General features: G+C 59.2%; 15 protein-coding genes, 3 tRNA genes and 1 pseudogene. 10 read left to right on the top strand and 9 right to left on the bottom strand.

Features of this window, described 5'->3' with window-relative positions; genetic code table 11:
• The 10 genes from G113_RS21840 to G113_RS13770 all read left to right on the top strand — a co-directional run.
• Positions 1-1,144: gp53-like domain-containing protein (locus G113_RS21840; RefSeq protein ID WP_005904689.1), on the top strand; the 1,144-nt coding region annotated here is incomplete at its 5' end.
• A 13-nt stretch (positions 1,145-1,157) separates the two neighbouring features.
• Complete coding sequence (locus G113_RS13805; protein ID WP_005904687.1) at positions 1,158-1,352, top strand: hypothetical protein; 195 nt, start codon at positions 1,158-1,160, stop codon at positions 1,350-1,352.
• 207 nt (positions 1,353-1,559) lie between these two features.
• On the top strand, positions 1,560-2,738 hold the full coding sequence (locus G113_RS13800) for a phage tail sheath protein (protein ID WP_005904683.1): 1,179 nt from the start codon (positions 1,560-1,562) through the stop codon (positions 2,736-2,738).
• A gap of 9 nt (positions 2,739-2,747) precedes the next feature.
• The gene (locus G113_RS13795) at positions 2,748-3,266 is read left to right on the top strand and encodes a phage major tail tube protein (RefSeq protein WP_005904681.1); all 519 of its coding nucleotides are present in this window, start codon (positions 2,748-2,750) and stop codon (positions 3,264-3,266) included.
• 65 nt (positions 3,267-3,331) lie between these two features.
• On the top strand, positions 3,332-3,616 hold the full coding sequence (locus tag G113_RS13790) for a phage tail assembly protein (protein WP_005904679.1): 285 nt from the start codon (positions 3,332-3,334) through the stop codon (positions 3,614-3,616).
• 8 nt (positions 3,617-3,624) lie between these two features.
• Positions 3,625-3,756 carry a GpE family phage tail protein gene (locus tag G113_RS20620; protein ID WP_005904677.1) on the top strand — a complete coding sequence of 44 codons (132 nt, stop codon included), beginning with the start codon at positions 3,625-3,627 and terminating at the stop codon, positions 3,754-3,756.
• A complete protein-coding gene (locus G113_RS13780) occupies positions 3,753-6,188 on the top strand; it encodes a phage tail tape measure protein (RefSeq protein ID WP_005904675.1) in 2,436 nt (811 codons plus the stop codon). Before G113_RS20620 ends, G113_RS13780 begins: the two co-directional genes overlap by 4 nt.
• Positions 6,189-6,200: 12 nt before the next feature.
• Positions 6,201-6,692: a phage tail protein gene (locus tag G113_RS13775; RefSeq protein ID WP_005904674.1), complete on the top strand. Its 492-nt coding sequence runs from the start codon at positions 6,201-6,203 to the stop codon at positions 6,690-6,692.
• Positions 6,692-7,081: a hypothetical protein gene (locus G113_RS21835; RefSeq protein ID WP_236611778.1), complete on the top strand. Its 390-nt coding sequence runs from the start codon at positions 6,692-6,694 to the stop codon at positions 7,079-7,081. The genes G113_RS13775 and G113_RS21835 overlap by 1 nt, the downstream gene beginning before the upstream one ends.
• The gene (locus G113_RS13770) at positions 7,036-7,851 is read left to right on the top strand and encodes a contractile injection system protein, VgrG/Pvc8 family (protein WP_236611777.1); all 816 of its coding nucleotides are present in this window, start codon (positions 7,036-7,038) and stop codon (positions 7,849-7,851) included. The genes G113_RS21835 and G113_RS13770 overlap by 46 nt, the downstream gene beginning before the upstream one ends.
• 83 nt (positions 7,852-7,934) lie before the next feature.
• Here the strand turns inward: G113_RS13770 and G113_RS13765 are convergent.
• From G113_RS13765 to lpxK, 9 genes and pseudogenes are all read right to left on the bottom strand, one after another.
• Positions 7,935-8,021: transfer RNA gene (locus G113_RS13765), tRNA-Leu, on the bottom strand.
• Between the two features lie 41 nt (positions 8,022-8,062).
• A tRNA-Cys gene (locus tag G113_RS13760) sits at positions 8,063-8,136 on the bottom strand.
• Between the two features lie 35 nt (positions 8,137-8,171).
• A tRNA-Gly gene (locus G113_RS13755) sits at positions 8,172-8,247 on the bottom strand.
• Between the two features lie 216 nt (positions 8,248-8,463).
• Positions 8,464-9,018, bottom strand: coding sequence for a CDP-diacylglycerol--glycerol-3-phosphate 3-phosphatidyltransferase (pgsA, locus tag G113_RS13750; protein ID WP_040319236.1), 555 nt, complete (start codon positions 9,016-9,018; stop codon positions 8,464-8,466).
• A 170-nt stretch (positions 9,019-9,188) separates the two neighbouring features.
• A pseudogene (gene uvrC, locus G113_RS13745) lies at positions 9,189-11,041 on the bottom strand (excinuclease ABC subunit UvrC).
• Between the two features lie 119 nt (positions 11,042-11,160).
• Entirely contained in the window at positions 11,161-11,805 is a 645-nt protein-coding gene (gene uvrY / locus G113_RS13740; RefSeq protein WP_005904670.1) for a UvrY/SirA/GacA family response regulator transcription factor, read from the bottom strand.
• A 203-nt stretch (positions 11,806-12,008) separates the two neighbouring features.
• The gene (gene kdsB / locus G113_RS13735; protein WP_005904668.1) at positions 12,009-12,761 is read right to left on the bottom strand and encodes a 3-deoxy-manno-octulosonate cytidylyltransferase; all 753 of its coding nucleotides are present in this window, start codon (positions 12,759-12,761) and stop codon (positions 12,009-12,011) included.
• On the bottom strand, positions 12,758-12,946 hold the full coding sequence (locus G113_RS13730; RefSeq protein ID WP_005904665.1) for a Trm112 family protein: 189 nt from the start codon (positions 12,944-12,946) through the stop codon (positions 12,758-12,760). The genes kdsB and G113_RS13730 overlap by 4 nt, the downstream gene beginning before the upstream one ends.
• Complete coding sequence (gene lpxK, locus G113_RS13725; protein ID WP_005904663.1) at positions 12,930-13,916, bottom strand: tetraacyldisaccharide 4'-kinase; 987 nt, start codon at positions 13,914-13,916, stop codon at positions 12,930-12,932. The genes G113_RS13730 and lpxK overlap by 17 nt, the downstream gene beginning before the upstream one ends.
• Positions 13,917-14,047: the final 131 nt, after the last annotated feature.

Raw genomic sequence — 14,047 nt, 5'->3', positions numbered from 1 at the left:
AACCAGCGACCCGGTGCTTGGCGGCCCGGGAGGCACCTCCAACAAGCAGGCCCAGGCGCTGGCCAACCGCACCGCCTACCTGAAAAAACACGTCGATGACATTGAAGATGGCACCACCGCTGCAGGCAAGGCCAACAAGCTCAATACTGCCCGTAACGTAGCGATTGCAGGTGATATCACCGGCCAAGCCTCATTCGATGGCAGCGCCAACATCACCATCACCGCCAGCTACAAAAACTCGGGTGTGGTGGCGGGGACTTATCGTTCCGTCACCGTCGACGCCAAGGGCAACGTCACCGCCGGTACCAACCCCACCACCTTGGGCGGTTATGGCATCACCGATGCCGTGTCAAGCAGCCAGAAGGGAGCCGCCAATGGGGTGGCCTCGCTGGACAGCGGCGGCAAGGTGCCCATCAACCAGATCCCGGCCACCGCCATCACCGACACCTTTGTCGTCAGTACCCAGGCCGCCATGCTGGCCCTGACTGCCGAAATAGGGGATGTCGCAGTACGCACCGATCTGAACAAGTCTTTCATTTTGCGGGTAACCGGTGCATCCACCCTGGCCAACTGGCAGGAATTGCTTACCCCCACCGACGCAGTGCAATCTGTCGACGGCCAGACCGGTGCCGTCACCATTGCCACCGCCACCGAAGGAGTTAAGGGCAAGGCCCAGATTGCCACCCAGGAAGAGGTGAATACCGGTACCGACGACACCAAATTCGTCACCTCAAAAAAACTGATGGCATGGATCAAACAGGCCACCGAAACCGTACTTGGCATGATGAAGGTGGCTACCCAGGTGCAAACCGATGCGGGTACCGCCGACGATGTCGCCATCACCCCGAAAAAGCTCCGGTCGGGATTTTCCGTCTTGCTCGGGTCAGTAGGATATATCTGCTTACCAACGTGGATGGGCGGGATCATCATCCAATGGGGGACTGGGGTTGGTGCATCAACCTATGACTTCGGGATTTCCTTCCCCATTGCATTCCCAACCTCCTGCTGGGGCGCTACCGTGTCGTGCGATTACACCGCCGAATCAGGGAACGTCGGCTATGTAGCCTGCAAGAAAGAAAGAACCAGACTGATTTGCCGCTCCAGTGGCTCTTATTCCACCAACTGGATCGCCATCGGCGCATAGCAAGGAGATAACAATGATCTATTTTTCAGCCACCACCATGGGCTTTTATGACACTGAAATCCACGCAAGTACTGCCATCCCGAAAGACGCCAAAGAGATCACCAAGGCCACCAGGGACAGCATGGTAAAAGGCCAGGCTAAAGCCATTTTGGCGGCCGATGAGAATGGTTATCCAATTTTGCAAGACCCGCTTGCCTCCGAGACCTGATACCGACATCTAATCACCACCCCGCCCTGTGCGGGGTGTTTCGTTACCACCTGCCCTCCCAACCGTGTCACCGCTGCGTCAGTGTGTCCGGCCCTCGCACACTGGCCGCCGCTCGCCTGCTATCCCCTACCCCTGCATCCTGACCCTGCTCACATCACCTTGCATTAGCTACGCAAAGAATGCTCCGTCCGGACAACAGGAGAACTTATGGCACTGGACCAATTTCACCATGGCGTGCGCGTCGTGGAAATCAACGAGGGCACCCGCACCATTCGCACCGTCGCCACGGCGGTGATCGGCATGGTCTGCACCAGCGACGACGCGGACGCCACCTACTTCCCCCTCGACAAACCCGTGTTGATTGCCAACCTGCCAGCAGCCATTGCCAAAGCAGGCAGCGAGGGCAACCTCAAACGCTCGCTGCAAACCATCTATGACACCGTCAACACCATCGTCATCGTGGTTCGGGTCGCACCAGGTGCCGATGCAGCAGAACTGACCAGTAACATCATCGGCACCATCAAACCAGATGGCAGCTACACCGGCCTCAAGGCACTGGAGCGAGCAGCCCCGGTAACCACCGTCAAACCGCGCATCCTCTGCGTGCCGGACAACTGCACCTTAGCCGTGGCCACCGCCCTGGCTGGCGTGGCCAAGAAGCTGCGCGCCTTTACTTACGTGCCGACCATTGCCGACACCATTGAGGCGGCGCTGGCCTACCGTGAAAACTTCGCCAGCCGCGAACTGATGTTGATCCATGCAGACTGGACGGCGTGGGACGTTGCCACCAATGCCAGCGTCAAGCTCGATGCCTGCCTCAAAGCCGCCGCACTGCGGGCGCTCATCGACAAAGAGATCGGCTGGCACAAGACCCTGTCAAACGTCGCCGTGACCGGGGTTGATGGCACGACCAAATCCCTGTTCTGGGATCTGCAAGACCCCGACACCGAGGTCGGCCTGCTCAACGCCAACGAGGTGACTTGCCTGATCCAGGCCAACGGCTTCCGCTATTGGGGCAACCGCACCTGTGCGGACGATCCCCTGTTCGCCTTCGAGAACTACACCCGCACCGCCCAGATCCTGGCTGACACCATGGCCGAGGCGCACATGTGGGCCGTCGACAAGCCCATGACCCCCACTCTGGTGAAAGACATCATCGAGGGCATCAAGGCCAAGGGGCGCGAACTGGTCACCGGCGGGTACCTGCTCGGCTTTGACTGCTGGTACAACGAGGATCTCAACGACAAAGACACCCTCAAGGCTGGCAAGCTGCGCATCGATTACGACTACACCCCGGTGCCGCCGCTCGAAGACCTCGGCTTCCAGCAGCGCATCACCGATTCCTACCTGATCGACTTTGGCGCCCGCGTCGCGGCCGCCGTATAAGGAGCCCCCATGGCACTGCCTCGCAAAATCAAACGCCTCAATGTCTTCCTCAACGCCGACAACTGGGTCGGTGAAGCGGAAGACTTCACCCCGGCCAAGCTCTCCCGCAAGTTCGAAGCCTATCGTGGCGGCGGCATGGGCGGCGCCGTCAATATCGACATGGGGTTGGATGACAGCGCCCTTGATGTCTCCTTCACCTTCGGCGGCTACGGCGACCAGCTCTTGCGCTGCATGGGTGAACCCAAAGCTGACGGCACTAGCCTGCGTTTTGCGGGTTCAACCCAACGTGATGACACCGGTGAAGTGATAGCCGTCGAGATCGTCTGTCGTGGCCGCTTCAAAGAGCTCGACCGGGGTACCCTCAAGGCAGGTGATAACACCCAGGCCAAGGTCACCATGGTCAACACCTACTACAAAGAGACCGTCAACGGCCAGGTGATGCATGAGATTGACCTGATCAACATGGTCGAAATCGGCCCCGACGGCGTCGACCTCATGGCCGAACACCGCAAAGCCATCGGCCTCTAACCCACCCAACAACCCAACGGGCGGCCATGCCGCCCGTCACCACATCAACATCAGGAACAAACACCATGGACAACAAGACAGTCACCCTCGATACCCCGATCCAGCGCGGTGACACCACCATTACCGAGGTGCAACTGCGTAAGCCCAAGGCTGGCGAAATGCGCGGCCTCAACATGGCAGACGTGCTGCAGATGGACGTCAACGCCCTCACCAAACTGCTGCCCCGCATCACCACCCCGATCCTGAGCGAAGTAGAGATCGGCAACATGGACCCGGCGGACTTCGTCCAGCTGGGCAGTGAGGTGGGCGGTTTTTTGATGACGAAGAAGATGGGTTACCTCGCTGCGTAGATGACCTGATGGCCGAGATAGCCATCATCGCCAACTGGCCGCCGTCCGAAATGGCGGCCATGGAGATCAGCGAGCTGATGGGCTGGCACCAACGCCTCGTTGAGACACACAACCGCATCAACGGGGCAGAACAACAATGAACCCTCTCAAACTCCAAATCCTGCTCGGGGCGGTCGACAAACTGACCGCCCCCCTCAAAGCAGTCAGCGGCCAAAGCCGCCTCACCGCCAAAGACTTGGTCGATACCAAGAAGAAAATCCGCGACCTCGAAACCCAGGCTGGTCAAATCGAAGGATACAAAACCCTGGGCGCCCAGATTGGCGCGACCAAGGCAAAGCTAAAGCAGGCAGAGGGTACGTTCAGCGACCTGCAACGCAAGATGGCAGACACCCCCAAGCCAACCCGCCTGATGATCAACGAACTCAACAAGGCAGAAAAAGCCTTCAACCAGCTCAAGACCAAACAGGGGGAAATGATCACCCGCCACGCTAAGATGGGTGAAGCGATGCGCAAGACAGGCATCAACACCGGCAACTTGAGTGAAAACCAGCGCCGCCTCAAGACCGACCTAGCCGCCGCCAACGCCCAGCTGGACCAGCAGCGAACCAAGCTGGGACAAGTGGCGGCCCAGCAAAAACGCCTGAGCCAAATCAAAGCCAACTATGACAAGACCATGGCCATGCGCGGATCCATCGCCGGTTATGGTGCCGCAGGCATGGCAACGGGCGCGGCAGGGCTATACAAGATCAACAGCATGGCGTCGGTCGGTCTGGACTTCGATGCACAAATGTCAAAAGTGCAGGCCCTGACTCGCCTGCAAAAAGGCAGTGGCGACCTGGCCATGTTGCGCCAGCAGGCGCGGGGTCTGGGCGCATCGACCAGTTTCACCGCCATGGATGCCGCAGGGGGCCAGGGCTTCCTTGCTATGGCAGGCTTCACCCCCAAGGCAATCAAGGATGCCATGCCCGGCATCCTTGATATGGCCAAAGCGGGCGGCATGGAAATCGCCCGCTCGGCAGACATTGCCTCTAACATACTGACCGGCTTTAAACTCCCCGCCGCCGAAATGAACCGGGTCGGCGATGCCCTGGTCGCCACCTTCACCCGCTCTAACACCTCACTCGATATGCTGGGTGAAACCATGAAATATGCCGCCCCCGTGGCCGCCGAGCTGGGGGTTAATCTTGAAACCTCTGCTGCCATGGCGGGCAAGTTAGGGGATGCAGGGATCCAGGGCAGCATGGCCGGTACCGCTCAGCGAGCCATCATGGGGCGGTTGGCAGCCCCTCCCAAGGCAGCCGCGGACGCTCTCGCCGAACTGGGGATACAGGCCAAGGATGCCAACGGCAATCTTCGTCAGATGCCAGACATACTGACAGAATTGCACAAGAAGACGGCCAAAATGGGTGATGCCACCCGCTCGGGGTTCTTTAAGGCGATCGCGGGTGAAGAGGCATTCGCCGCGCTGGCCGTGCTCGTCAACCAGGCAGGCAGTGGCGAGTTGCAAAAACTGATTGCCGAGATAAAACAGGCCAAGGGGGAGTCTGCCGAAGTAGCCAAAGTGATGGCCGACAACGCCAGGGGCGATATTGATGGCCTGACCTCAGCATGGCAGGACCTCAACATCGAGATGATGACCTCCCAGAACGGGCCACTGCGCGGGCTGATCCAGCAAATCACAGCCATGACCCGTGGCATCGGTGAATGGATGCGCGCCAACCCAGAACTGACCGCCACCATCACCAAGGTCGCTGCCATCACCGCCGTGGCCGCCGCTGCCGGTGGCTCACTGCTGCTGATCATCGCCGGGTTGCTGGGGCCGATGGCTGCCGTGAAGATGGGATTAGGCCTGGTCGTGACGATGGGGGGACCGCTGCTGACCTTCATCAAGGCGTTGACCATGGGCATGGTCAGGTTCGGGATTGCCATGCTCACCACCCCGGTCGGCTGGTTCATCATGGGGATCGCAGCAATTGCCGGTGCCGCTTACCTCATTTACAAAAACTGGGACGGCATATCCAAGTGGTTCACCGAGCTGTGGAACAAATGCAAGGCCCCGCTGCTGGCCTTCTGGGATCTTCTGAAAGAGCTATTTTCATGGACACCGATTGGCCTGCTGACCATGCACTGGGGCGAGATTTGGGCCTTCTTCGATACCCTGCCTGCCGGGGCCGCCAACAAGGGCAGCGCCATCATCGACGGTCTGATTGGCGGTATAAGCGCCAAATGGGAAAGTCTGAAAAACAAGATAAAAGCCCTCACCGACCTGCTGCCTGATTGGATGAAAGGGGGCGGTTCAGTCACGGCCAACGTCAAGCAATCGGGATACCTTACCGGCAACTACAACACCCCTGCATTGGCAGGTGCGTCTGGATACGGTCCACGTATAGTCGCCACTCCCAAACCGGTGGCCAGAGGCAGCACCACCACCCAGATCAACGCCCCGATCCACATCGTCCAGCAACCAGGGCAATCCGGTACCGATGTAGCGCAAGAGGTGAGCCGCGAGCTGGATCGGCGGGAACGACAGGCCGCCGCCCGTGGCCGTGCCACCCTGGGCGACCGCAACTAAGGAGCTGACACCATGATGATGACCCTGGGCTGGTTCGTATTTATGCGCTCGACCTTGGCCCCCCTTACCCAACAAGACGACCGGGCATGGCGTCACCCTGGCAATAACCGGGTCGGCGCCCGCCCGGGCTATCAGTACCTCGGCCCGGATGACGAAACCAGCACCTTCAGCGGGGTGCTACTCCCCGAGCTGACCGGTGGCCCCGTCTCCCTCGATATGCTCAATCAGATGGGCGACAGTGGCCAAGCCTTCCCCCTGATCCAGGGAGATGGTGTGATGCGTGGCTCCTTCGTGATCGAGAGCATCGGCACCACCCGCAGCGAGTTCTTCGCTGATGGCACCACCAGAAAAATCGATTTCACCATCAAGCTAAAGCGGGTCGATGACAACGACAGCTCCCTTGGTAACACCTTGCTGGGCCGAACCGCTGGCAACCTGGTTGGGCGATTAGGTGTGGGTAAACTGATCAGCAGTGTCGGTGGCAAACTCGGGGGGATCCTGTGATGGACGCCTTCAACCAGTTCGGCAGCCGCCTGGCCGAGAATGTAGGTATCACCAATCCGCTCGATGCCCTGCGCCAAGGCCATCCGATACCGGCTTATCAGGTGTTGGTTGATGGCAATGACATCTCAGCGGCCATCCGTCCACGCCTTATGTCGATGTCAATCACTGACAACCGGGGCTTTTCGGCCGACACCATCGAGATCACCCTCGATGACAGCGATGGCAAGCTCGACATGCCTCGCCGTGGTGCTACCTTGCGCGCCCTCATCGGCTGGCAAGGCAGCGCCCTTGTCGACAAGGGCACCTACAAAATCGACGAAGTGGAGCACGGCGGGCCCCTGACGTGCTTACCATCAGGGGCAAATCGGCCGACCTGCGCGGCGGCATGAACAAGCTGCGCGAACGCAGCTGGCACCAGACTACCGTGAACGGCATCGTTGAGCAGATAGCCGCCCCCTACCAGCTCACCCCCTGCGTGGGGGAGTCGCTCAAGGGCCAGCTGATCGACCACATCGACCAAGCCAACGAGAGCGACCTTGCCTTCCTGACCCGCCTTGCCGGCCAATGCGATGCCATCGCCACCGTCAAATCTGCCAGGCTGATGTTCATCAAGGCGGGTCAGGGCACCACTGCCAGCGGTCAGCCACTACCGGCCATCACCATCAGCCGCCAAGATGGCGATCAGCACAGGTTTTCTGTAGCAGACCGCGACGCTTACACCGGCGTGACCGCCTACTGGCAAGACCACAAAGCCGCCGAGAAAAAGAAAATCGAGGTGAAACGCAAGAAGAAGACCAAGCCAAAAGAGGAGCGGCCACTACCACCGGGCGTGGTCGTCAACAAGAAGGAAAACGAGCTGCTGGTCGGCAGCAACGAGAACGTCAAAGAGCTACGCCACATCTACGCCAACCAAAATAACGCCATGCGGGCCGCCAGGGCTGAATGGGAAAAGCTACAGCGCGGCGTGGCCGAGTTCAACATCACCCTGGCCAAGGGACGCCCCGAGCTCTACCCGGAACAACCCACCACCGTCAGGGGTTACAAACCCGACATCGACGCAGCTCCCTGGCTACTCACCCAGGTGGTCCATGACCTCACCAATCAGGGTTACACCAACCGCCTGCAACTCGAGGTGAAGCTAGAAGAACTGCCAGAATAATTCTGTGTGGATCAAATGTGGACACTGAGGAAAAAACAAAAAGGCCACTATTGCTAGTGGCCTTCGTAAGTCTTTGATTTTAATGGTGCCCGAGGCCGGAATCGAACCGGCACGCCTCGAAAAGCGAGGGATTTTAAATCCCTTGTGTCTACCGATTTCACCACTCGGGCACCGCAATCGGTATCAAGCTCGCAGTGCAAGCTTATCAATATGGAGGCACGTTCCGGAGTCGAACCGGACTAAACGGATTTGCAATCCGCTGCATAACCGCTTTGCTAACGCGCCATGCAAAAGAGAGTTGGCTCTCGATTGTCAAAATTTGGAGCGGGAAACGAGACTCGAACTCGCGACCCCGACCTTGGCAAGGTCGTGCTCTACCAACTGAGCTATTCCCGCAGGGTCTGGCGTAACGCCTGACTACGAGACGCATTCTAGCGATGCTGGCTCACCAGTCAACCCCAAATATTTAATACTCTGATCGTTCGACCATTTTTTACACTTTTTGTCTTTTTTCAGTGCTTGTTGTCATTACTTCGACCCAAAGCACTAAACCACTACTCTTGCTCCAGGCACGCTAGCGGGCGGGCAGTGGAGATGATAGGGCGTTTTTGATCAGAAGCGGGAGTGGTAGGTGAGATCCGCCCAAGCCGCTCTCAGGTACTGGAACATGGACCAGAAGGTGAGCACTGTCGCAACATAGAGCAGCAGGTAAGAGCACCATACCATCCAGATATCATATTGCCAGATGAGGCCGGTCAGTGAGGCCATCTGGATCATGGTCTTCCACTTGCCAATCCAGCTTACCGCCACCGAGGAGCGCTTGCCGAGCTCGGCCATCCATTCGCGCAGGGCCGAGATGATGATCTCGCGCCCTATCATGGTCATGGCGGGTATGGTGACCCAGACTGTGTTGTAGTGTTCGACGATGACGACCAGGGCGGCGGCGACCATGATCTTGTCGGCGACGGGATCGAGGAAGGCCCCGAAGGCGGTAGACTGGTTGAGCTTGCGGGCCAGGTAGCCATCGAACCAGTCGGTGGCTGCCGCCAGGAAGAAGACGACAGCCGCCGCCAGATAGGACCACTGGTAGGGTAAATAGAACAGGACGACGAAGACGGGGATCAGCAATATCCGGAAAAACGTCAAAAGATTAGGAATATTTGTCATTATTTTCAGCCACTTCTTGTATGCCGCTAGATGGTAGCCCCAAGCCGGTTACCGTGGCAACCGGGCTGGCACCCGCCTTAGTTTATTAATCCATCAATAACCTTGAAATACCGGGCCATTATGACATTTTGGCCCCCTCCCCGTCACGGCCCTTATGCATGCCGTGATGCTCAATGGCCGTGCAGCGCCTCATGAATGGCTTGTGCCAGTTCGGTACTGATGCCGGGTACCCGGGCCAGATCATCAACGCTGGCCTTCTTCACCTCCTGCAGGCCCCCCAGATACTTGAGCAGCGCCTGACGCCGTTTCGGGCCCACCCCCGGGATATCTTCCAGGGTACTGGTGGTGCGCGCCTTGGCACGGCGAGCCCTGTGACCCGTGATGGCGAAGCGGTGAGATTCGTCACGGATGTGCTGGATCAAGTGCAGAGCGGGCATGTCTGCCGGCAGATGAAGCTCTTCATGGCTCTCTCCCATGATGAGGGTCTCCAACCCGCCTTGCGGGTTACCCCCTTGGCGATGCCGATGAGCAGGGGATGCTTGCCCCCCAAAAAATCCAGCTGGCGAGCCAGTATCTCCTCGGCGCGGCGCAACTGACCGAGACCGCCATCGATGAAGAGCACATCCGGCACCTTGTCCGGCTCCTGCTGCTTGCCAAAACGGCGCTCCAGCACCTGCTCCATGGCGGCATAGTCATCACCACCGGTGATCCCCTCGATGTTGAAGCGACGGTACTCGGCGCTGAAGGGCCCATCGCGGTTGAACACCACGCAAGACGCCACGGTACGCTCCCCCATGGTGTGGGAAATATCGAAGCACTCCATGCGGTTGATGGGGGCATCGAGTTCGAGCAACTCCTCGAGCTGAGCCAGACGCGCCGCCATTGTGCTCTGATGAGCCAGACGCGAGCGCAGCGCACTCTGGGCATTGATGGCCGCCAGCTTGATGAAGCGGGCCCGCTCGGCCCGAGTGCGGCTCTGCACCCGCACCTTGTAACCCGCGGTCTGGCTCAGGGTGTCGGCGATGAGTGCCTCATCTTCCAGGGCCACATCGAGCAGCACTTCGCTGGGGATCTGACGCCCGCCCTGCCCCGACAGGTAAAACTGCAGCAGGAAAGACTGCACCACCTCATCGAGATCGGTATCGGCGGGCACCTTGGGGAAATAGCTGCGCGAGCCTAGCACCTTGCCCTGGCGAATGAATAGCACATGGATACAAGCGGTACCTTGTTCGAAGGCCACCCCGACCACGTCCAGCTCGTCCAGCACGTTGCCACTCACCGACTGCTGCTCGGTCACCCTGCGCAGCGCCTGGATCTGATCCCGATAGCGGGCCGCCTCCTCGAAACGCAGATCACCACTGGCAGACTCCATCTTGCCCACCAGCGAGCCTATTACCTGCTGGTTTTTGCCCGCCAGAAACAATCGGGCCAGCTCGACCTGCTGGGCATACTCCTCTTCGCTCACCAGACCGGCCACGCAGGGACCGGCGCAACGCTTGAGTTGATAGAGCAGGCAGGGGCGACTGCGGTTGGCATAAACCGCATCTTCGCATTGACGCACCGGAAATATTTTCTGCATCAGGTGCAGACTCTCCCGTACCGCGCCTCCTGAGGGGTAAGGGCCGAAATAGTCGCCCTTTAACTTGCGCGCCCCTCGGTGCAGGCCGATCCGCGGATGGCGGTGGCCGGTGATGACTATCCAGGGGTAGGACTTGTCATCGCGTAGCAGCACGTTGTAACGCGGTTGATATTGCTTGATGAGGTTGTGCTCGAGGATCAGCGCCTCGGTCTCGGTGTGGGTCACCGTCACCTGAATATCGCTGATCTGGCGCACCAGGGTACGGGTCTTGATGCTGTCGACCTTGGTACGAAAATAGGAGGCGAGCCGCTTTTTCAGATCCTTCGCCTTGCCCACATAGATGACGGTGCCGCCACTGTCATACATGCGGTAGACGCCGCTCTGGTGGCTGACCACCTTGAGGAAGGCTTTGCTGTCGAAGGAAGAGGGGGGGCTGGTCGTCATAAGGCTCTCTGCTTGGCAGCGAAACGAAAGGGCTTGGATGGCAGCAGCTTACCTTGCCGCCGCCCAAAAACGCAAAAGGCGGCTCAAGCCGCCTCTTTATATTTCACTCGCATCCATCGTTACAGCGTATCGGCATCGAGCATGCCATAGCGAATGGCCAGATGAGTGAGCTCTACATCGCCATTGATATCGAGCTTGCTAAACAGCCGGTAACGGTAGCTGTTGACCGTTTTCGGGCTCAGATTGAGCTGCTCTGAGATATCGGTCACCTTCTGACCCTTGGTGATCATCATCATGATCTGCAGCTCGCGCTCGGACAGAGACTTGAAGGGGTTCTCGTCGGCGGAGGCAAACTGGCTCAGCGCCATCTGCTGGGCTATCTCGGGGGAGATGTAACGCTGCCCCGAGTGTACCAGGCGAATGGCATGGATCATCTCTTCCGGCGCAGCACCCTTGGTGAGATAGCCGGCGGCACCCGCCTGCATCACCTTGGTCGGGAACGGATTCTCAGAATGAATGGTCAGCACTATGATGCGAACATCGGGCCGCAACCTCAGGATCTTGCGGGTCGCTTCCAGCCCGCCGATACCCGGCATGTTCATATCCATCAGGATCACATCCGGGTGATGTTGACGGCAGAAAGTGACCGCCAATTCGCCACTCTGTACCTCGCCCACCACCTTGATACCACGGACGTCTTCCAGAATGCGTCTTATCCCTGTACGCACCAACTCATGATCATCGACCAGGAATACATTTATCACCCAAACACCCCGTTTCTTATCTTGTTATGCGCCAGTTAGGGTTAACACGGCGTCTTGCATCATAACCAAACTGATCGATTTGGCAAATCATGGCGGGGAAAAGTTTGAGGAAGCACATAAATAGCGTTATTAATCAAATAACTATATAAAACATCAACAAAAAACGGCATCCGAAGATGCCGTTTTAATCATGAGAAGCACCATCAAGATGCCGCCAGCAGGGCCCGTACCTTGTCCAGATCGGCCTGGGTATCGACACCCACCGGCGGCGCCTCCAGCGCCTGGGCCACATGGATCTTCTCGCCATACCAGAGCACCCGCAGCTGCTCGAGAGACTCCACCTGTTCGAGCTGACTCGGCGCCCAGGCCACATAGCGCTCGATGAAACCAGCGCGATAGGCATAGATACCGATATGGCGCTGGAACCAGGGGCCTACCTGCTCCTTGCTGGCAGCGAAGCCATCTCTATCCCAGGGAATGGGAGCACGGCTGAAGTAGAGGGCGTAGCCATCCTTGTCGGTCACGACCTTGACCGCATTGGGATTGAACACCTCCTCCGCCGCCGTGATGGGCACTGACAGAGTGGCCATGGGCGCACTGGCCCCGGCCAGGTTATCGGCCACCTGACGGATAATCGCCGGGGGAATAAGTGGCTCATCCCCTTGCACATTGACCACTATGGTATCGGCTGCAAAGCCGTAGTGACGGCACACCTCGGCCAGGCGCTCGGTACCAGACTGGTGATCGGCGGAGGTCATGCACACCTCGACCCCGCTCTCGCACAGGGCAGCACGCACCCGCTCATCATCAGTGGCAACAATGACTCGCTCGGCCCCGGACTGGTGCGCCTTGGCCACCACATGGGCGATCATCGGCCGACCATGGATGTCTGCCAGGGGCTTGCCTGGCAGACGGGTTGAGGCGTAACGAGCCGGAATGACCACCACGAAGCTCATGAGGGCAGCTCATCACTGGTCAGGCTACGGGCACGGTTCTCCAGCAGCACGGGGATGCCCTCTTCCAGGGGATAGGCCAGTTTGTCGAAGCGGCAGATGAGTTCGCCCGCTTCCTTGTGGTATTGCAGTTTGCCCTTGCAGACCGGGCAGGCAATGATGTCGAGCAGCTTAATGTCCAGTGCCAAAACGAGACTCCTTCAAGGATTTCAACAGGGTGTCGAGCAATGCCTGAGGCAGCTCGGCACTGACCGGCAGATACCACCAATTCGGCTGCGCAAAGGCGCGGCACTTGACGGCATCTTTCTCGGTCATAAACAGGGGACGATCCGCAAAACGGGCGAGAAGCTCGCTGCGATCGAAGGGGTGATGATCCGCGTACCCCTGAGCCTGGCGCAGCTTATAACCCAGCTCGGTCAGGGTCGCAAAGAAACGGGGGGGATGGCCGATACCCGCCAGGGCATCGATCTCGGGCCCCAAGGGAGCATCCGGGGACGCATCGTCCAGCACCCGGCGCGGCTTGGCCGCCACCAGCTGCATACCGTACTCCCCGGGGCCAGGTTCACCACCGTTACAGAGCACGGCATGAACGCGCCTGAGCCTGGAAAGTGGTTCCCGTAGTGGTCCCATGGGCAGCAGGCAGCGGTTGCCAAAGCGGCGCACGCCATCCACCACCACCAGTTCGATATCTCGCGCCAGGGCATAGTGCTGCAGGCCATCGTCGGTAATGATGATGTCTACTTCGCCACTTGCCTCAAGCAGTCGCACCGCATCGGCCCGCACTGGCGCCACCACCACGGGGCAGCCACAACGGCGGGCGATGAGCACCGGCTCGTCCCCCGCCTCTGCGGTCGTACAGCCAGCATCGAGTCGATAAGGATAATGGGGAGCCTTGCCACCATAACCGCGGCTGACCACACCGGGTCGCCAGCCACGAGCCTGCAACTGCTCCACCAGCCAGATCACCACCGGCGTCTTGCCATTGCCGCCAACCGAGAGGTTGCCGACCACGATCACCGGCAGACCGGCGCGATAGGCCCCCAGCCAGCCACGCCGAAAAGCAAGGCGACGCAGGCCGCTGATGAGGCCAAACAGCAGGGCAAAGGGGGCCAGCAACCAGCGCCAGCCACTCTGCCCATACCAGAGCCGATCCAGCATCAGCCTTTATTTCCCACAGACATGTCACCAAACTGGATGGCGCGCAGCTGGGCATAGGTGCCCCCATGGGCCATCAAGGCTTCATGGTTGCCGCGCTCGACGATGCGCCCCTCATCAATCACCAGGATCTC

The sequence above is a fragment of the Aeromonas molluscorum 848 genome, assembly GCF_000388115.1.
GTDB lineage: Bacteria > Pseudomonadota > Gammaproteobacteria > Enterobacterales > Aeromonadaceae > Aeromonas > Aeromonas molluscorum.
Note: the sequence above shows the minus strand (reverse complement) of the source record. Positions and strands in the feature narration are given on the sequence as shown.